Here is a 19425-nt window from a genome sequence, read left to right as displayed (position 1 = left end):
TGCATCCGTGGACAGCACGGTGGGTGCGTCACCGGGCGGCGCGGGCCCAGTCGAGGTCGAGCTCGCTGAAGGTCCGGCGCCGGGTGACCGCCCGCTGGACGGCCTCCTCGATCCCCGGCAGTTCCCAGCGCACGTCACCACCGGGCAGGTCGTGCCGGCGCAGGAACTCCGCGGGCACCGCGCGGGGGGCGGGGGAGTTCACGACGGCGTCCTGGACCCGGGCGAAACCCCCGGCCTCCCGCAGCGCCGACCGCGGCCGGGCGCCCGTGCGCACGGCGTCGAGCAGGTCGTCGAACAGGTCGACGCGCTCGTGCCGGGTGACCCGCGGCGGGCGCCCCGGCGTCTCCTCCACGACGGTGTCCAGGGTGTAGAACAACCGGATCGACCCCGCGGTGCCCGTCACCGTGACGAAGGGTTCCCCCTGCTCGGCCGCGGCCAGGGTGACGGCGACGAGGACGTCCAGGCCGTCGCCCAGCACGATCCGCGCGGTGGAGGTGTCGTCGGCCTCGATGTCGTTGACGTGGAACAGGTCCGTCTCGACCTCGACGACGTCCTGCAGCCGGCGGGCACCGGCGACGGCCAGCACGGTCGCCACGGCGTGCGCCAGCGGGTTCGTGAGCACCCCGTCGGCGACGACCCGGCCCTGCAACCGGCGCCGGCCCGCCCAGGGGGCGCGGTCGTAGTACGCCCGCGTCCGCACCCAGCACCCCACCGCGGAGTACCCCGTGACGGTGCCGATCCTGCCCCCGGCGACGCGCTCGCGGACGTGCTCGACGGCCGCGGACCCCAGGCTCTGGAAACCGACCTGGCACCAGCGGGACGTCCGCTCGCTCAGGGCCAGCAGCTCCTCGAACGAGGGCAGGTCGGCGGTGGCGGGTTTCTCGACCAGGACGTGCGCGCCCGCCCGCAGGGCCTGACCGGCCAGGTCGGCGTGGGTGTGCAGCGGCGTGCTCACGACGACGACCTCGGGTCCGTGCACCGCCAGCAGGTCGTCCAGCGCGGGGAACTGCCGGGCCCCCTCGAGCGCGGCGTCCGCCGGGACGGGGTCGGCGACCGCGACCAGGTCGATCTCGCCGCGGTGCTGCCGGGCGAGCAACCGCTCCAGGTGCAGGCGCCCGTAGCCGTGCACCCCCACCAGGGCCACGGTGGGACGTCCCCGGCCGGCCCCGCTCACGCCGGACCCCCCGCCGTGCCCGGACGACCACCGGGACCCGGTGGCGCCAGCAGGTCCGCCGCCAGGTCGGCGGCCTGGGCGGCGGTGGGCCGGGAATCCAGGACCAGCACGTCGACCTCCTCCACGAGCGGTGCACCGGAACTCAGCGGCAACCGGTCGGACACGGCCAGGGCCGGCCCGAACCCGACGTAGCCGCGGGTGCGCACGAACCAGGGCCGGGGCCGCCGTCGCTGGACGGCCAGCAGCGAGACCGCCGGCTGCTGCGGACCGGGGGCGGCGGTGACCAGCAACCACGGCGAGCGGGCGCCGTGGGCGTTCTCGACGCCGGGACCGGCCGCGGTCGCGACGTCGGCGCCGGGGAAGGGGGTGCGCCAGAACCACCCGCCGTAGAACGCGCCCGGCCGGCCGTTGGTCGCCGGTGACCCCACCGACACCGGGGAGCCGGGCACCAGGGTGGAGGACCACGACAGCACCCACCCCCGGGGGTGCGGGCGGACGCGCACGCGCCGTTCCTCCACCCCCTGCCGCTGCCCCCGCGCGTCGAGCCACTCGATCCGCAGGTCGGCCCCGTCCGGCAGGTCCCGCCGGGAACCGATCCGCTGCCGGCCGTGGTCGTCCAGCAGGGTCGAACCCCGGCCCGGGACGAACGTGCGCCCGCCCCAGTGGTTCGTCCCGCCGAGGTCGGCCACGGCCATCCCCACGCCGTGGTGGTGGGGGTGGTCGGCCGGTGCGCTGTCCGTGAGGACCGTGCCGGCCAGGGAGCGCACGGGGTGCAGGTGCGGCCGGGGGGACTGCGCCGGTGGCAGGTCGTCACCGGAGCGGAACCCCACCACGTCCCCCGGGGCGGGAGCGTCCGGTCCCGGGGTGGTCTCCTGCAGGACGGTCGGTCTCACGGCTGCTCCTCCTCGACGGTGCGTTCGACGGGCCCGAACCACCCGGTGCCGGGTGGACCGCCCAGGGGGGCGGTGGCGAACAGGGCGGTCTCGGCCCCGATCCAGTGGCCGGCCACGGCGGGTTCGTCCCGGGTCAGGGACGTCCACCCGGTCCCGGGCACCCGCACCGCCGTGCTCGTCGCCGCGTCGCGCACGAGGAGTTCGACCTCCAGGACCGTGCCGGCGGGAACCCTGGCGTGCACCTCGACGCGTTCGTCGACCTCCTCGGGGGAGCGCCGGCCCACGACCACCTCCTCGTCCCCGTCGGGCCGGCGGCGCAGACCCGTCCAGGTGTAGGCCCGTCCGAGCACGACCACGCCGGCCCGTGCGCCGGCCGGGCCCTCCACCGAGACCGTCGTGGTGAACCGGGTCGCCGGGACCGGCAGCGGCTGGCCGAGCACCTGCGGCAGCGTCCGCAGGTTCCCCGTGTCGCACGGGTCCGCGCGCAGGACGAGCCGGCCGTCCCGGGTGCTCGCCCGGTCGGCGGGGACGTCGGCCTGCCAGCGCCACTGCGGCCCCGGCCCGTCCGCGAAGTCGTCCCCGCCACCGGGGACCCGCGAGCCCTGGACGGTGCCGTGCGGGGTGGGGTGCGTGGCCACCGGTTCCCCGCACTCCCGCCCGGCCCCGGCGGCGCCCACGACGGGCCAGCCGTCGTCGGTCCCGCGCAGCGGCTGCAGGTGCACGACCCGGCCCGTGGCGCCGGTGTCCTGGAAGTGCAGGAACCAGTGCCCGCCGGTGGGGGTGTCCACCCACGCCCCCTGGTGGGGCCCGTTGACGTCGGTGCCGCCCTGGTGCAGGACGATCCGGTGCTCCCAGGGGCCCTCCAGCGAGGCGGCGCGGAACACCGACTGCCACCCCGTCGCCACGCCCCCGGCGGGGGCGAACACGTAGTAGGACGAGCCCCGCCGGTACAGCTTCGGCCCCTCCAGCGTGGTGCACCCGGGAACGTCCCGGCCGTCCACCAGGACGCGACCGGGACCTGTCGCCCGGGTCAGGTCGGCGTCGACGGGCACGAGGGAGAGCCGGTTCCCGGTACCGCTGCGGCTGCGGGCCCAGCCGTGCACCAGCCAGGCCGACCCGTCGACGTCCCAGAACGGGCAGGGGTCGATGAGCCCGAGGCCGGTGAGCAGCGGTCGGGGGGCCGACCAGGGGCCGGCCGGGTCGGTGGCGCTCACCACGGAGATCCCGCGGTCGGGGTCGGGGAACACGACGTGGAAACGCCCGGCGTGGAACCGGATGGCCGGGGCCCAGACCCCGCCGCCGTGGCGGGGCAGGGAGGAACCCCCGCCCTCCTCGAGCCGGGGCAGGGCGTGGGTGAGCAGCCGCCAGTTCACGAGGTCGCGGGAGTGCAGCACGGGCAGACCGGGGGAGCGGTTGAAGCTCGAGGCGACCAGGTAGTAGTCCGGGCCCACCCGCACGGCGTCGGGGTCGGGCCAGTCGGCGGCGAGCACCGGGTTGCGGTAGGTGGGGGTGGGGGCGGCCGGTGACGTGGTCGCGCAGGAGGTCGGCCCGGGAGTTCCGGCGGCGCCGGCGACATCGGTGGCGGACATGGTGGAACTCTACCGGAAAGCGTTTACTCAGTCCCGGCGGGAAACTAGGGTTCCGGCATGACCCGAACCGCCGTGGTCGGCGACGACGCCGAACTCCTGCCCTCGATCGGACGTGCCCTCGCCGATCCCGCCGTCACCGAGATCGTCGTGCACCCCGGGCGCTACGTCGAGCACCTGCGCATCGAACCCCGCCCCGCGCCCCTGACGATCCGTTCCCTGACCGGTCGCGCGCAGGACGTCGTCCTCACCTTCGACCTGTGCCAGGGGGACCGGGACCGGACGGGCCTGCCCTACGGGCAGGACTGCGCGACCCTCACCGTCGCCGCCGACGACGTGACCCTGGCCGACCTCACCGTCGAGAACACCTTCGACCGGGACGCGGAACCCGACCAGGTCGAGGCGCAGGCGATCGCGCTGCGGACGCTGGGGGACCGGATCACGGTGCAGCGCTGCCGGGTGCTCGCCCGGCAGGACACGCTGCTGCTCGACGCCCCCGGGTGGTCCGACGTCCGGCACGTCCACCTCCTCGACTGCCTCGTGGAGGGGGACGTCGACTTCGTCTACGGCCGGGCCACCGCCGTCCTGGAGGGCGGGGAGGTCCGCAGCAACGGCCCGGGCTGGGTGTCGGCCCCCTCCACCGCGCGGGAGAACCCGCGGGGGCTGCTGTTCTCGGGGGTCCGGTTCACCGGCCCCGGCCTGCCCGAGGGCAGCGTCCACCTGGGACGGCCGTGGCACCCCGGCGGGAAACCCGACGCGATCGGGCAGGCGCTGTTCGTCGACTGCGAGTTCGGGCCGCACCTGAGCCCGGAGGGTTTCACCGAGATGGCCGGTTTCGACTGGCGCGAGGCCCGGTTCGGGGTGCGGGGCGGGACCGGGGCGAACCCCGGGTGGCCGGCCGTCCTCGCGGGGTCGCCCTGCCGCCCCGCGGAGTTCCTGGCCGGCTGGGGCGGCCCGCCGGCCCCCACGGGCCGCATCGTCGTCGTCTCGGACTCCACGGCCTCGGACTACCCGCCCGAGCGCGCCCCGCGGACCGGCTGGGCCCAGGTCCTGGCCGGGTGCACGGGCACCGAGGTCGTGAACCGGGCGATCTCGGGGGCCAGCACCACGAGCTTCCTCGCCTCCGGCGCCTTCGACGAGACGCTGGAGCAGGTCCGCCCGGGGGACCTGCTGCTCATCGCCTTCGGTCACAACGACACCAAACCCGACGAACGCCACGCCGACGTGCACCGCACCTACCCCTCGAACCTGCGCCGCATGGTGGTCGGGGCCCGCGCCCGCGGGGCCCACCCGGTCCTGCTGACTTCGGTCGAACGCCGCTCCTTCGACGCCGGTGGGCGGGCCCGGTCCACCCACGGGGGCCACCCCGAGGCCGTGCGCCGGCTGGCGCAGGCCGACGGGGTGGCGTGGTTCGACCTCACCGTGGCCAGCCGCCGGCTGTGGCAGGACCAGGGGGAGGAGGGCAGCCGGGACTCGTTCCTGTGGTTCGGCCCCGGCGTCCACGCCGGCTACCCCGACGGCGAGCGCGACGACACCCACCTGTCGCGGGCGGGGGCCGTCGCGGTGGCCGGGCTGGTCACCCGCGGGCTGCGGGACCTGGGCCTGCTGCGGTGAGCCCGTCCAGGGCGGTGAAGGCGGCGAACAGGTCCGCCGCCAGCAGCCGCTGCCCGGCCGCCGTGAGGTGGGTCGTCCCGTCGTTGACGTGACCGGCCGGGGACGGCGCGAACGCCGTCCCCGGCACCCGCTCGGGGGTGGCGGCGTGCGCGGCGGCCACCCCGGCGTGGTCCGGGTACGCGGCGATCCGCTCCGGGGCCATGCCGCCGAGCAGGAACGGGACGTCCCGCGCCGTGGGGACCTGCGCCCGGAAGGTGGCGATGAGCTCGTCGAGGTCGGCGGCGTACTCCGCCTCGGTGCGGCCGTGGTTGCCGTCGGTCTCGCCCTGGTGCCACAGCACGGCCCGCACGCGGGAGTCCGGGCCGGCGGCGTCCAGGGCCGCCCGCACGTGCGCGACGGCGCGCGCGAACAGGTTCGGGGTGCCCGGCAGGTCCAGACCCACCGTCCACACGCCGGGGTAGGACGTGTGGTGGCGGAAGCCCGTGCCGCCCACGGCGGCCGGCACGAGCAGGACGCCCCGGTCGGCGGGCAGGGTCGGCAGCAGCAGGGCGGCGAAGGGGCCCCCGGGACCGACACCGCCCGGGGGGTGGCCCAGCAACGGCCAGAACGGTTCGCGGGCCGGGACGATCCTGCCCGCGTCGGGGCCGGAGGCGGCGAAGACCTCCACGCGGGGGTCCAGGGCGTCGGCCCCGTCGGGTTCGACGTCGGTGTTGGTGCCGCTCGCGTTCGACTGGCCCATGACGACGACGAGGTCGCGTCCGCCCGGCCGCCCGCTCACGCGGTCACCGCCTCGGCGTCCAGGGGCAGGCCGAAGTCGGCCGTCCGGACCGCCTGCCCGGACTCCAGGGAGGCGTTCCCCGCCACCCCGACCAGGACGCTGCGGACCCCGTCCAGGTACCCGGCCTGGCGCTGCAGCGGGTCCGGCGCCGCACCCCGCAGGACGTCGTCGAGCAGCATGGCGTCCCCGCCGCCGTGGGCCCCGGCCCCCTCGGGGATCGGCAGGAGCCGGGGCGGTTGCCAGTGCTCCTGCAGCAGCAGGCGCGACCCCCACGGCCGCAGGGACTGCGCGGCCACCTCGGGGTCGTCCGGTTCGGCGCTGGGGTCCAGGACCGGGGCCGACTTGCCGGGCGTGGCCCCCGAGGCCGCGGCGGCGGCCGCGACGTGCGAGCGTTCCACGACCTCCAGCTCGACCCGGCCCCGGGTGCCGTTGACGGCCACGCGGTACCCCTCCCACGGGGAGTGGGCGTTGAGGGTGTACGCCATCGAGGCGCCCCCGGCGTACCCGACGGCCAGCGTCAGGTTGTCCTCGATGGTGATGCCGTCGGTGAACACGTCGCGGTCGCGGTGGTACCCGTCGAGCGCCTCGCCCTCCAGGAACAGCCGGCGCATCCTCTCGTCGGCGGCGAGGTCCAGGACGAACGGGTCGCCCTGGCCCACGGCCTCGCGGCCGAGCTGCGGGCGCGGGCCCAGCCCCCGGCGCAGGGCGTTGGCCCGGCCGTAGAACCGCAGCCCGCCCAGGGCGAACACCGTCTCCGGGACGTCGTCGAGCCACCAGTTCACCAGGTCGAAGTGGTGGGTGGACTTGTGCACCAGCAGCCCGCCGGAGTTGGCCTTGTCGCGGTGCCAGCGGCGGAAGTAGTCGGCGCCGTGCACGGTGTCCAGGCACCACTCGAAGTGGACCGAGGTCACGTCCCCGACCCGCCCGTCCGCGATCACCTGGCGCAGGAGCGTGTTCCGGGGGGAGTAGCGGTAGTTGAACGTCACCACGAGCCGGCCCGTGGACGTGCGCGCGGCCTCGACGACGTCCCGCAACGACGTCGCGTCGATCGTCAGCGGTTTCTCGCACACGACGTCCACCCCGGCGCGCAGCGCACCCACCACGTACCGGGCGTGGGTGTGGTCGGGACTGGTGACCAGGACGACGTCGGGGCGTTCGGTGCGCAGCAGCTCCTCGAACTCCTCGGGCCGGTACCGGTGGGGCGCGCGCTGCCCGCGCCCGGTGAGGAACTGCTCGTAGTAGTCCATCCGGACGTCGTTGCCGTCCAGGAGGGCGACGACCTCCCCGACGTCGGCGTGGGTGGAGGACAGCGCCTCCAGGTACATCTGCGACCGCCCACCGGTGCCGACGACGGCGTACCGGCGCCGCCCCACCGCTCGCTGCGTCTGCCGTGCCTCGTCCATGGTGCCTCGCCTCGTGCTCTCGGTGGTCGGGTCGTGGGGGATCGGGCCGGGGCTCACGTCACTTCATCCCGGTGGTGGCGATGCCGTTGAGCAGGTAGCGCTGCCCGATGAAGAAGAACGCCACGACGGGCAGCAGGGACACGACCGACATCGCGAACATCGGGCCCCAGTCGCTGGCCCCCTCGGCGGACATGAACTGCCGCAGGGCCAGGGGGACGGTGAACAGCTGGGAGTCGGTGAGGTAGAGCAGCGGTCCGAAGAAGTCGTTCCAGCTCGCGATGAACGTGAAGATGGCCACGGTCGCCATCGCGGGGACGGTGAGCGGCATGATCACCTGCAGGTACGTGCGGTACGGCCCGCACCCGTCGATCCTGGCCGCGTCCTGCAGCTCCATGGGCAGGGCGCGCATGAACTGCACGAGCAGGAAGACGAAGAACGCGTTGGTCGCCAGGAACGCCGGGACCGTCAGCGGCAGGTAGGTGTTCACCCAGCCCAGCTTGGCGAAGATGACGTACTGCGGGATGAGGACGACGTGCGCCGGCAGCAGCATCGTCCCCAGCATGGCGGCGAAGAACGGGCGGCGGCCGCGGAAGCGCAGCCGGGAGAAGGCGTACGCCGCCATCGAGCAGGAGGCGAGGTTGCCGACGATGTTGAGCACGGCCAGGATCAGGGAGTTCACGAGGTAGAGCTGGAACGGGTGCTCCAGGGCCGACCAGCCGGCGGCGTAGTTGCCCAGGTCGGTCTGCTCGGGCACGAGACCGGCGTCGGAGAAGACCCGGGCGCTCGGCTTGAACGACGCCGACAGCATCCACAGCAGCGGGTACATCATGACCAGGCCCACGCCGACCAGGACGACGTGGCGCAGGAACCGGGTCCGGGCGGTCCCGGTCAGCTCCTCCTGGTAGGCCTCGACCCCGCGCAGGCGGGAGGTGGCCGAGCGCAGGGTGCGGCGCAGGGTCGTGTCAGTCATCGTAGAACACCCACCACTTGGAGACGAGGAAGTTGAGAGCGGTGAAGAAGGCGATGACGATGAACATCACCCACGCGAGCGCGGAGGCGTAGCCCATGTCGAACCGCTGGAAACCCTGCTGGTACAGGTAGAGGTTGAAGAACAGCGTGGACTCGGCCGGTCCGCCGGTCCCGCCGGAGAACACGAACCCCTGGGTGAACGTCTGCAGGGAGCCGATGAGGCCGAGCACGAGGTTGAAGAAGATCACCGGGCTCAGCAGGGGGACGGTGATCGAGCGGAACTGCCGCCACCAGCCGGCCCCGTCGACCGCGGCCGCCTCGTAGTACACGACGGGGATCTGCCGCAGCCCGGCCAGGAAGATCACCATCGACGCGCCGAAGGTCCAGATGCTGAGCGTGATGAGGGTGACCAGGGCCCAGTCGGGGTCGGTCACCCACCCCGGGCCCTCGATGCCGAAGAACCCGAGGAAGGAGTTGACGACGCCGCCGTAGCCGAAGATCGAGCGCCACAGCATGACGATGGCGACGCTGGTGCCGATGAGGGAGGGCAGGTAGAAGACCGACCGGTAGAACTTCAGCCCGCGCACGCCCTTGTTCAGCAGCATCGCCACCGCCAGGGCCGTCACCAGGGAGATCGGGACGGCCACGAAGGTGTACGTGAGCGTGACCCGGGCCGAGGTCTCCGCCTTGGGGTCCTCGAAGACGCGGGTGAAGTTCTCCAGCCCCACGAGCTGGGGGGACTGCAGGAGGTTGTAGTCGGTGAAGGCCAGGTACAGCGAGACGCCGAACGGGATGACGGTGAACAGCAGCCCGACGAACCAGGGCAGCAGGAACACGTAGGCGGCGCGCTCCTCGGCGGCGGCGGCCGAGCTGCGCCGCCGCCGCAGGGTCGGTGGCCGGTCCGGCGCGAGGGCGCCGGCCGCCGCCGGGGTGGTGCTGGTGCTCATGGTTCCTCCTGCTGGGTCCGCGGGCGGGGGTCCTGGCGCACCGTGGTCAGGACGCGGCGCGGTCGAGGCTGGCCTGGGCGTCGGTGACGAACTTCTCCCCGGCCTGCTGCGGGGTCATGCGGCCGAACTCCACCTCGGTGGCGATGCTCACGAGGTTGTTCGCGATCTCCCCGGCCCCGGCGGGTTCGAGGTAGTAGGGCGGCAGGTCCTCGTCCTGCAGGCCGATGAGGAAGTCGGCGAACGTCTGCCCGTCCGGCGGCAGGGTGGCGGCCACCTCGGTCGCGACCTGCGGGTTGACCGGCAGGCCGAGCCCGGCCGAGCGGACCTCGAAGGACGCCGGGTCGTTGGTCAGGTGGTCGATGAGCGCGGCGGCCTCCTCGGGGTGCGGGGAGGCGCTGGCCTGCGACCACAGCAGCGTGGGGGTGACCTGGTACCCGGGGGTGGGGACCTCACCGGGGAGGCGGACGAGGGTCAGCTTCCCGTCGAGGGCGGAGTTGTAGTCGGCGAAGACGTTGGCGGGGATGGTCTGGGAGGCGACGAACCCCTTGCCCAGGGCGGAGTCCTCCACCGTGGTGCCCTGGTCGTCCAGGCTGCCGGCCGGGGCGTACCCGCCGGCGTCGCGCAGCGCGACCGTCATCTCGAAGTACTCGGCCAGCGTCTGGGCGGACATGCCCAGGGCGCCGTCCTCGGTGTACAGGCTCTGCCCGTGCTGGCCGGCCCACTGCGAGATCGTGGGGGGCCAGGGGATGTAGTAGCCCGTGCCGTAGGTCTGGCGCCCGGTGGCCTCGGTGATGGCGACGTTGAAGTCGTGGAACTGCTGCCAGGTCCACGTGTCCGTGTCCGGCAGGGTCAGGCCCGCGTCGCCGAGGATCTGCGTGTTGTAGACCAGGCCGGGGCTGGTGGTGCCGGTCGGGACGCCGTACAGCTTGCCGTCCAGCCGGCTGGAGGCCAGCACGGAGTCGTCCAGCGGGCTCAGGTCCAGCTGGTCGGGGTAGGTCGACAGGTCGGCCAGGGCGCCGCGGGAGGCGTACTCCCCGAGCCAGCGGCCGACGATGAACATGACGTCCGGCGGGTTGCCGGCGGCGAACCGGGTGTTCAGCTTGTCGGGGTAGCTGCCGACGTCCATCCACTCCAGCTTCACCGTCACCCCCGGGTTGGCCTCGTGGTAGGCCGCGAAGACCGTCTCGAGGTCGGCGGCCCGCTGGGCGTCGGCCCACGTCATGACGGTCAGCTGGACGCTGTCGGCGTCCGTCCCCCCACCGGAGGCGCCGAAGCGGCTGCACCCGGTGAGCGCGGCGGCGGAGGCGGTCGCCATGCCGGCGGCCAGGGTGGTGCGGCGACTGATGGAGCGAGCGGACACGGGTGTCTCCTCGGGGTGGGGTGCCGGCGGCGCGGGCCTGTCCGGGCGGGTCGGCGTGCGGGTCAGCGGGTGGTGCGTGGCCGGGGGAGTCCTCCTCGACCCCTCGTGCGCGACGGTCGGCGACCTCCGTCGGGCGCCGTGGTCCGGTACGGTAATCGCTTTCTCGTTTGTGGTCCAGAGGGTGCGGACGATTCGTCCGTCCGTCCCCCGACCTCGTGCCCGTCTCCTGTTGAAAACGTTGCAGGGCAACGAGGAAAGGATGGCCCGCAGCGCCTCCTTCCGTCCCGGCCGCCCTCCGGGTAGGGTGCGAGGAACCGGTTTCCCAGAGGAGCGCGCGACACGGCGGTCGGCGCCGGGCGGGAACGCCGGACGACCCAGGAGGTGCTGCGGACGATGACGACGGGGGCTGCCCGGCTGGCCCGGTGCGAGGGGGTGATCCGCTGGGTCCGGACCACCGGGACCGGGCACCCGGTCGCCTACCTGCACGGGCTCGGCTGCAGCAGCCTGGCCAGCTGGGCCGAGACCGCCGCCCGGCTCGGGCGCCCGGGTCTGTTCGTCGACCTCGTCGGCCACGGCCTGTCCGACCGGCCGGCCACCTTCGGGCACTCCCTGCCCGAGCAGGCCGACGCGGTGGCCGCGGCCCTCACCGCGAGCGGACGCGCCCCGGTGGACCTGCTGGCCCACAGCCTCGGCGGTTCGGTCGCCGTCGTGCTGGCCGACCGGTATCCGCACCTGCTGCGCTCCCTGGTGCTCGTCGAACCCGGCCTGGACCCCGCGCCCGTCGGGCCCGGCCACCCCGCCGCGCAGGACGAGGAGGACCTGGCGCGGGGCGGGTGGGAACGGCTGCTGGAGCAGGAGGACCCCGAGCGCCGGGCCGAGGTGCGCACGGCCGACCCCCTGGCGCTGGTGCGCGGGGCGCGGGCCGTCACCGACGCCCTGGGCGGGACCCTCAACGACGTCCTGCTCCGCACGAGGGTGCCGACCCTGCTCGTCGCCGGTCAGCGCGACTACGAGCGGTGGCAGGACCTGCGGGCCGCCGGGATCCGGTGCGAGCGCGTCACCGACGGCGGGCACGCCGTCATGCGCGAGCAGCCCGGGTGGTTCCACCGGCTGGTCGAGGACTTCACCGCCGGTGCCGGGGCCCCCGCGACCGCCGCCCCGCCGCACCCGCCCAGCGCCTCGGGGCACCTGGGGGCCTTCGACGGGCTGCGGGACGTGCTGGCCCGGTCCTGGCCGCTGTTCGGCGAGGACGCCCCGGACCCGGCGACCGTCCGGCACCGGCTGCGGGCGGCGCTGGGCGTGCCCGTGCGCCCCACCGTCGCCGAGGCCGACCTCACCGTCCACCAGCGCTGGACCCGGGACGGGCTGGAGGGGGCCGAGGTCAGCTGGGACGCCGGTTTCGGCCCGCGGGTGCGGGGGCGGGTGCTGCGGCCCGCGGGCAGGACCGGACCGCTGCCGGGGGCGCTGTTCCTGCACTGCCACGGCGGGATCAAGTCCTTCGGGCTGGACAAGCTGGCCGACGGGGCCGACGGTCGGCCCGTGCACGACCTCCTCGTCCCGGTCCGCGACACCCTCTACGGCGGGCGCGCCCCGGCCGAGGACCTGGCCCGCCGCGGTTTCCACGTGCTCGTCCACGACGGGTTCGGCTGGGGCAGCCGGCGCACCCCGCTGTCCGCCCTGCCCGCCCGCAGCACCGGGCAGGCCGCCGCCGAGCTGGCCGTCCGCCACGCCCGCGGGGAACGCCCCGACGAGGCCGCCACCTACGACCTGCACGCCGGCCCCGCCGAGGACGCGGTGGCCAAGGCGCTCGGGGTGCTCGGCACGTCGTGGGCCGGGATGCTCGCCCGCGAGGACCTGCTGGCCCTGGAGCTGCTGGCCGCCGACCCGGGCGTGGCCGCCGGCGGGGTGGGCGTGCTGGGACTGTCCGGCGGCGGGGCCCGGGCCGCGATCACCGCCGCCCTGGCCCGCGAGGAGGAACGGCTGGCCGGGACCGTGGGGGCCGTCGTGGTCGCCGCGATGGTCGCCACCCTGGAGGAGGTGCTGCCCGAGCACCTGCACTGCCACACCTGGGCCCTCATGACCCCGGGCCTGGGGCGCGTCGCGGACTGGCCGCAGATCGTCGCCGCCGGCGTCCCGACCCCGTTGCTGGTGCAGTTCGCCGCCCGCGACGCGCTGTTCCCCGCCGCCGGCGCGGACCGCGCCCGCCAGGTCCTGGCCGCCGCCTACGCCACCGCCCCCGGTTCCTTCCGCGGCACCGTCCACGACGTGCCGCACAGCTTCGGCCGCGCCCAGCAGGACGAGGCCCACGACTGGCTCGCCCGGCACCTGCCGGCGGGCCCGTCCACCGCTCAGCCCGACGTCTCACCCCCAGGAGGACACCCGTGAAGGTTCTCGTCACCGGCGGCGCCGGCCGGCTCGGCCGCAGCGTCGCCACGGTGCTGCACCAGGCCGGACACCACGCCGTCAGCGTCGACCGGGTCGACCACCCCGACCCCGCCGTGGACGACGTGCGCCTGGACCTGCTCGACGAGGACGCCGTCGTGTCCGCCTTCGCGGACCTGAGGCCCGACGCGGTCGTCCACCTGGCCGCCATCGCCGTGCCCTTCAGCGCCCCGGAACTGCAGATCCTCACGACCAACACCCGCCTCGCGCAGGTCGTCGTGGACGCCTCCCTGCGCGCCGGGGCCCGCAAGGTCCTGGCCGCCGGCAGCCCGACCGTCCTGGGGTACGGCGCCCCGGGGGGCTGGACGCCCCGGTACCTCCCGCTGGACGAGGAGCACCCCACCGCCCCCTGGAACGCCTACGCCCTGTCCAAGCAGGTGGTCGAGGGGGTCGTCGCGATGCACGCCCGCACCGCGCCCGAGGCCGTCCTGGGCAGCTTCCGCCCCTGCTTCGTCGTCAGCCCCGAGGAGTGGGCGGGAGCCCCCACCCAGCAGGGCCACACCATCGCCGACCGGCTGCGGGACCCGGCGCTGGCCGCGGTGTCGCTGTTCAACTACGTCGACGCCCGCGACGCCGGGGAGTTCGTGCTGCGCTGGCTGGAGGTCGCCGACGCCTCGATCTCCGGCGAGGCGTTCTTCGTGGGCGCCGCCGACGCCCTCGCCGTGCTGCCCACGGCGCAGGCGGTGGCCGGCGCGCTGCCCTCCGCGGCCGGTGCCGCCGCCCACCTGCCCGGCACGAGCGCCGCGTTCTCCTGCGCCAAGGCCGAACGACTGCTCGGCTGGACACCCCGGCGCAGCTGGCGCGGCGAGCTGCAGGGGGCCCCCGACCTCGTCGGTGCCCGGCCCGGCCCGGTCCTGACCGCCGGGGGGCCGGCGTGACCGCCCTCGACGAACGACCGGGCGCTGGGAACACGGGGAACACGGGGGACGCGGGGGACGTCCCCGTCGTCACCGACCTGCGCGTGGAGCACCTCACCGTCCCGCTGCGCCGCCCCTGGGGACCGGACGTGACCGTCGTGCACGTCCTGGTCACCCGCGTGGAGGTCTCCGACGGGAGCACCGGGACGGGGTTCAGCTGGACCCCCACCATCGGCGCGAGCGCCGTGGAGGCGATGCTCACCCACGACGTGCGCGACGTCGCCCTGGGCCGGCCCGCCACCACCGGCTGGTGGGACCTGGCCTGGGAGCACCTGCACGAGGCCGGCGGCGGCGGGATCACGACGATCGCCCTGGCCGGCCTGGACCTGGCGCTGTGGGACCTGGCCGCCGGCCGGGCGGGCCGCTCCCTGACCGACCTGCTGGGCCGCCGGCACGACAGCCAGCCCACCTACGGCAGCGGGGTGAACCTGCACTACTCCGACGCCGAGCTCGCCGACCAGGTCCGCCGCTGGGTCGACGCCGGCCACTCCGGGGTGAAGGTCAAGGTCGGGCGCCCCGACCTGGCCGAGGACCTGCGGCGCGTGGCGCTCGTGCGCGACCTGCTCGGCCCCGACCGCGCGCTCATGGTCGACGCCAACCAGCGCTGGGACCTGCCGCGGGCGAGCGCCGCCGTGCAGGCCCTGGCCGAGTTCGACCCGGCCTGGGTGGAGGAACCCCTGCGCGCCGACGACACCTCGGGCCTGGTGGAACTGCGCCGGCGCACCGACGTCCGGCTGGCCGTGGGGGAGAACGTCCACACCTGGTACCGGTTCCGCGACCTGATCGAGGCGGGGGCCGCCGACGTGCTGCAGCCCAACGTGGTCCGCGTCGGGGGCATCACCCCGTTCCTGCGCATCGCCGACCTCGTGCGCGGCGCCGGGCTGGAACTGGCCCCGCACCTGCTGCCGGAACTGTCCGGCCAGCTGGCCCTGGCCCTGCCCGGGCGCACCTGGGTCGAGGACGTCGAGGACGCCGGGTTCGCCGAGCTCGGTGTCCTGCGCACCCCCACGGGGGGCAGCTGCGCGGACGGGTCCTTCCGCGGTGGTGCGCGCACGGGGCTGGGGTTCGACTTCAGGACGGCGACGTGACCCCCGCCCCGATCCCGCCGCCCGGGGCCGACCGCCCCGAGAAGCGGCGCCGGCTGCGCGACCTGCTGGACCGGGCCGGGCTGGAGCGCGTCCTGCTGAGCACCGGGCCCACCCTGGCCTGGTACCTCGACGGGGCCCGCGTCGACGTCGGGGCCGGTGCCGCGCCGGTCCTGGCGGTGGTCGCGGACGGCCGCGACGACGTCGTGCACTGCGCCGTCGACGAGATCGACCGGTTGCGGGCCGAGGAACTGCCCGACGACGTGGAGGTCCGCCCGGTGCCCTGGCCGGTGCCGCCGGCGCTCGCGGTGCCCGGGGACCTGCCCGGGGAGGGTGGGCTGGAGGCCGGGCTGCGCGCCGCGCGCGCCCGGTTGCTGCCCGCCGAGCGCGCGCGGTACGCCGACCTGGGCCGGGTCTGCGCCGAGGTCCTGACCGCCGCGCTGGGCGCGGCCGAGCCCACCGAGAGCGAACGCGGCCTGGCCGGGCGGGTGGGTGGTCTGCTGCTCGCCCACGGGATCGACCCGCTCGTCGTGCTCGTCGCCGGGCACGACCGGCTGGGGCTGCGCCACCCCGTGCCGGGGGGTGGCCCGCTGGGGCGGCGGGCGATGGTCGTGGTCTGCGGGCGGCGGCACGGCCTGGTCGCCAACCTCACCCGGTGGGTGGCCTTCGAGGCGCCGGACCCGGCCACCGCCGAGGGCACGGGCGCCCTGCTGGAGGTCGAGGCCGACGTCCTGGCCGCCTGCCGTCCCGGGCGCACCCTGGCCGAGGTGCTCCAGGACGTCGCCCGGGCCTACCCCCGGCACGGTTTCTCCCCCCGGGAGTGGACGAACCACCACCAGGGCGGCCCGACCGGGTACGCCGGGCGCGACCCGCGGGCCACGCCCGAGGCGGCCGACGTCGTGGTCCCCGGGCAGGCCTTCGCGTGGAACCCCACCGCCCCGGGCGTGAAGGTGGAGGACACCCTCGTGCTCGACCCGGGCGCCGCCGGCCCGCAGGTGCTGACCGTGGACCCGGCCTGGCCGACGGTGACCGTGCGCGGGGTGCCGCGCCCGGCGGAGCTGCGACGGTGAGCCTGCGCCGCCCCGGTCCGGGGGGACCCGGGGCGGCGGCGCTTACGATCGTCCGGTGCCACGGGTGACCCGGCGCTCCGCGGCGGCCGGGGCGACCATCAGCGAGGTCGCGGCCGCCGCGGGGGTCTCGCAGGCGACCGTCTCGCGCGTGATGAACGGGCGCGCCACCGTCTCCCCGCAGATCGCCGAGCGGGTGCGCGAGGCCGCGCTGGCCCTGCGGTACCGGCCCAGCACCTCGGCGCGCAGCCTGTCGCTGGGCCGCACCGGGACCGTCGCCCTGATCGTCCCGGACCTGGCCAACCCCGTCTTCCAGCGGGTGATGCGCGGTGCGGTCGAGGCCGCGGAGGCGGCCGAGCACCGCGTCCTGGTGGCCGAGACCGCGGGCCGCACCGGGCGCGAGCTCGACATCGTCCGCGAGGCCCGTTCCCGCTGCGACGCCCTCGTGCTCGTCTCGCCCACGGTCCCCGACGCCCCGCTGCGCCAGCTGCTGGGGGAGGTCTCGCCGGTGGTGCTGGTCAACCGGGTGCTGCCGGGGTCACCGGCGCCCTCGGTCTCGGTCGACCACGGCCACGGGCTGCACGCGCTGGTGGAGCACCTGGTCGGTCTGGGGCACCGGCACCTGGTCCACCTGGAGGGGCCGGCCACGGCGGCCGCGACCCCCGAACGCGCCCGGACGCTGCAGGAGGCCGCCCGCCGCTGGGACGGCCTGCGGGTGACGACGCTGCCCTCGGGCACGCGGCTGGACGACGGGTACGCCGTCGCCGACCAGGTCCTGCAGACCCGGGCGAGCGCCGTCGTGGCCTTCAACGACCTCGTGGCCTTCGGCGTCCTGGCCCGGCTCAACGAGACCGGGGTCGCGGTGCCCGCCGACCTGTCGGTCGCCGGGTTCGACGGCATCGAGCTGGCCCGCTTCGCGACCCCGCCCCTGACCACCGCCAGCGTCGACCAGGCCGAGCTGGGGCGGCGGGCGGTGCGCCGGCTGCTCGACCTCGTCGCGGGCCGCGAGGACGCCGGGTGGAGCGTGGACGTCCTGGTCCCCGAGCTGCTGGTGCGCGCCAGCACCGGCCCGGTCCCGCCGGCCCGGCGCGGGTCCCGGGGGCAGGACGGCGGGGCCGACGGGCAGCTCCCGCCGGAGCCGGCGCGGTGGGTGCTGGAGGGCGCGGGCGCGCACCTGCGGGCCGCCGGGACGGTGCTGGCCCGCCTGGACGACGGGTCGGCCACGCCCCGGGTGCACAGCCCCCGGCCGTTCCTGCACCCCGTGCACTCCCTGGCCGGGGTGCCCGTCTCGGCGGCCGGCCCGGTCCTGCACCGGCACCAGAACGGCCTGTCGCTGGCGCTGCCGGACGTGGAGGGGACGAACCACTGGGGAGGGCGCACGTACGTCAGCGGCCAGGGACCGACCCTGCTCATGGACCACGGGCGCCAGGAACTGACCGGTCTGCGGGCGGCGGGGGAGGGCGACCGCCTGGAGGCCGACGTCCGCTGGGTCGACCGCGACGGCGAGCCGCAGCTGGACGAGCAGCGGTCGCTGACCGCGCACGTCCTGCCCCACCAGGAGGCCTGGCTCCTGGACTGGCGCAGCCGGCTGCTGCCGCGCCGGGACCTGACCCTCACCAGCCCCGTGTCCCGGGGCCGGGTCGGCGCCGGGTACGGCGGGGTGTACTGGCGACTGGCCCACGCCGAGGAGACCGTGCTGTTCACGGCCGCGGCCGAGGGGGAGGCCGCGGTCATGGGGTCGCGCACCCCGTGGCTGGCCTTCGCCCGCCGCCACGGCCGGTCGTGGTCCAGCGTGCTGCTCGTGCAGGACCGGCACGGCCCGGTCCTGCCCTGGTTCGCGCGCGGCACCGACTACGTCGGCGCCGGTCCGGCCCTGGCCTGGGACGAGCCGCGCGTCCTGGCGGCCGGGGTGCCCGTCGAGGTGGGCCTGCTGACCGTGGTCGTCGACCGGCGCCTCGACGTCCCCTCCGCGCAGGGGTTCGCCGAGCTCGCCCACCGCACCGCCGCTCAGGTGTAGAGCGTGAACTCCGGGTGGGCACCGGTGAGGAAGTGGTTTCCCACCTCCCGCGCCTTGTACTGCACGGGGTCGTGCAGGGTGTGGGTGCGGACGTTGCGCCAGAACCGGTCGAACCCGTACCGGTTCGAGGTCGCCCGGGCCCCGGTCACCTCGTAGACCGCCGACGTCGCCTCGACGGCCAGGTCGGAGGAGACGACCTTGAGCGCCGCGATCTCCTCGGCGACCTCGCCGCGCTCGGCCCACGTGAGGTCCGCCCCGCGCTCGTGGGCCTGGGACAGCGACTCACCCACGCTGCGGCCCAGCGCCTCCGCCGCCCGCAACCGGGCCACGAGGCGGCCGTAGGTGGCCAGGACGTACGGGTCCTCGACGGCGTCCTGCACGTCGGACAGCAACCACGGGCGCGACGTCGTGCGGGTGTACTCCGCGGCCGTCTCCAGCGCCCCGCGGGTCACCCCGAGGTAGAAGTGCCCGAACGCGGCCTGGATCGCGGGGGTGACGAGCGAACCGGACGCCCCGCTCGTCGAGGCCGACCCCAGGACGGCGTCCGGGGCGATCGGCACGTCCTCGAACCGCACCGACCCCGACGCCGACAGCCGCTGGCCCAGGTTGTCCCAGTCGCCGCCCTTGACGAACCCCGGGGTCTCGCGCGGGACGACGACGAGCAGGTCGCGCCCGTCGTCGCTCAGCCCGCCGACGACGGTGACGTCCCCGACGCTGGCCCCGGTGGCGAAGTTCTTCGTGCCCGACAGGATCCAGCCGCCGTCCACGGCGGGGTCCGGGCGCAGCCGCAGGTCCGGGTCGACGGGGTTCACCGCGTCACCCCACAGCCACTGCTGCTCGGCCGTCGGCACGCCCCACCGCCGCCGGCCCGCGTCGTCGGCCACCCACACGAGGTTGTGGGCGTTGACGTAGTGGTAGGCCAGCAGCTGGGCGATGGACCCGTCGGTGCGGGCGATCTCGCGCACGACCTCCAGCGCGACCGACCACGGCAGCCCGGCCCCGCCGATCGACGTCGGCAGCAGGACGGCGGGCAACCCGGCCTTGCGCAGCAGCTCGGCCTCGGTGGCGGGTTCGGCGTTGGCCCGGTCGCGTTCGAGGGCGTCGAGGCCGAGGTGGTTCGCGACGTCGCGGGCGGCGTCGAGGACCTGGTCGCGGGTGGTCATGCGGGATCTC

Annotated in this window: 15 protein-coding genes; 6 read left to right on the top strand and 9 right to left on the bottom strand. The window is 75.6% G+C overall.

What is annotated here, in order from left to right; all coding sequences use genetic code 11:
• Positions 1-28: 28 nt before the first annotated feature.
• The 3 genes from AB2L27_RS05850 to AB2L27_RS05840 are packed head-to-tail and all read right to left on the bottom strand — an operon-like array spanning position 29 to position 3656.
• A complete protein-coding gene (locus tag AB2L27_RS05850) occupies positions 29-1174 on the bottom strand; it encodes a Gfo/Idh/MocA family protein (protein ID WP_370440536.1) in 1146 nt (381 codons plus the stop codon).
• Positions 1171-2067, bottom strand: a complete 897-nt coding sequence (locus AB2L27_RS05845) for a DUF6807 family protein (protein ID WP_370440535.1) — start codon at positions 2065-2067, stop codon at positions 1171-1173. Before AB2L27_RS05845 ends, AB2L27_RS05850 begins: the two co-directional genes overlap by 4 nt.
• Entirely contained in the window at positions 2064-3656 is a 1593-nt protein-coding gene (locus AB2L27_RS05840; protein WP_370440534.1) for a glycoside hydrolase family 43 protein, read from the bottom strand. Before AB2L27_RS05840 ends, AB2L27_RS05845 begins: the two co-directional genes overlap by 4 nt.
• Positions 3657-3713: 57 nt before the next feature.
• On the opposite strand from AB2L27_RS05840, the gene AB2L27_RS05835 reads away from it, so the two are divergent.
• Complete coding sequence (locus AB2L27_RS05835) at positions 3714-5267, top strand: pectinesterase family protein (RefSeq protein WP_370440533.1); 1554 nt, start codon at positions 3714-3716, stop codon at positions 5265-5267.
• Here AB2L27_RS05835 and AB2L27_RS05830 read toward each other — a convergent pair.
• From AB2L27_RS05830 to AB2L27_RS05810, 5 genes are read right to left on the bottom strand one after another with little or no spacing between them, the layout of a single operon-like run.
• Positions 5230-6045 (bottom strand): sialate O-acetylesterase, encoded by an 816-nt coding sequence (locus AB2L27_RS05830; protein WP_370440532.1) that lies wholly within the window; start codon positions 6043-6045, stop codon positions 5230-5232. The genes AB2L27_RS05835 and AB2L27_RS05830 overlap by 38 nt on opposite strands.
• A complete protein-coding gene (locus AB2L27_RS05825; protein ID WP_370440531.1) occupies positions 6042-7448 on the bottom strand; it encodes a Gfo/Idh/MocA family protein in 1407 nt (468 codons plus the stop codon). The genes AB2L27_RS05830 and AB2L27_RS05825 overlap by 4 nt, the downstream gene beginning before the upstream one ends.
• A gap of 58 nt (positions 7449-7506) precedes the next feature.
• Complete coding sequence (locus AB2L27_RS05820; RefSeq protein WP_370440530.1) at positions 7507-8418, bottom strand: carbohydrate ABC transporter permease; 912 nt, start codon at positions 8416-8418, stop codon at positions 7507-7509.
• On the bottom strand, positions 8411-9364 hold the full coding sequence (locus AB2L27_RS05815) for a carbohydrate ABC transporter permease (protein ID WP_370440529.1): 954 nt from the start codon (positions 9362-9364) through the stop codon (positions 8411-8413). Before AB2L27_RS05815 ends, AB2L27_RS05820 begins: the two co-directional genes overlap by 8 nt.
• A gap of 46 nt (positions 9365-9410) precedes the next feature.
• The gene (locus AB2L27_RS05810) at positions 9411-10724 is read right to left on the bottom strand and encodes an ABC transporter substrate-binding protein (protein WP_370440528.1); all 1314 of its coding nucleotides are present in this window, start codon (positions 10722-10724) and stop codon (positions 9411-9413) included.
• 393 nt (positions 10725-11117) lie between these two features.
• Between AB2L27_RS05810 and AB2L27_RS05805 the strand changes: the two genes are divergently transcribed.
• The 5 genes from AB2L27_RS05805 to AB2L27_RS05785 are packed head-to-tail and all read left to right on the top strand — an operon-like array spanning position 11118 to position 18252.
• Positions 11118-13109 (top strand): alpha/beta fold hydrolase, encoded by a 1992-nt coding sequence (locus AB2L27_RS05805; protein ID WP_370440527.1) that lies wholly within the window; start codon positions 11118-11120, stop codon positions 13107-13109.
• Positions 13106-14044 (top strand): NAD-dependent epimerase/dehydratase family protein, encoded by a 939-nt coding sequence (locus AB2L27_RS05800; RefSeq protein ID WP_370440526.1) that lies wholly within the window; start codon positions 13106-13108, stop codon positions 14042-14044. Before AB2L27_RS05805 ends, AB2L27_RS05800 begins: the two co-directional genes overlap by 4 nt.
• Positions 14041-15171, top strand: a complete 1131-nt coding sequence (locus tag AB2L27_RS05795; RefSeq protein ID WP_370440525.1) for a mandelate racemase/muconate lactonizing enzyme family protein — start codon at positions 14041-14043, stop codon at positions 15169-15171. Before AB2L27_RS05800 ends, AB2L27_RS05795 begins: the two co-directional genes overlap by 4 nt.
• Entirely contained in the window at positions 15168-16238 is a 1071-nt protein-coding gene (locus tag AB2L27_RS05790; RefSeq protein WP_370440524.1) for a M24 family metallopeptidase, read from the top strand. The genes AB2L27_RS05795 and AB2L27_RS05790 overlap by 4 nt, the downstream gene beginning before the upstream one ends.
• A gap of 55 nt (positions 16239-16293) precedes the next feature.
• Positions 16294-18252: a DUF6807 family protein gene (locus AB2L27_RS05785; protein ID WP_370440523.1), complete on the top strand. Its 1959-nt coding sequence runs from the start codon at positions 16294-16296 to the stop codon at positions 18250-18252.
• On the opposite strand, the gene AB2L27_RS05780 is transcribed toward AB2L27_RS05785, so the two are convergent.
• The gene (locus AB2L27_RS05780; protein WP_370440522.1) at positions 18243-19415 is read right to left on the bottom strand and encodes an acyl-CoA dehydrogenase family protein; all 1173 of its coding nucleotides are present in this window, start codon (positions 19413-19415) and stop codon (positions 18243-18245) included. The genes AB2L27_RS05785 and AB2L27_RS05780 overlap by 10 nt on opposite strands.
• Between the last annotated feature and the right edge of the window lie 10 nt (positions 19416-19425).

Source organism: Kineococcus halophytocola (assembly GCF_041276425.1).
Taxonomy (GTDB): domain Bacteria; phylum Actinomycetota; class Actinomycetes; order Actinomycetales; family Kineococcaceae; genus Kineococcus; species Kineococcus halophytocola.
This window is presented reverse-complemented; position numbering and strand designations above follow the sequence as displayed.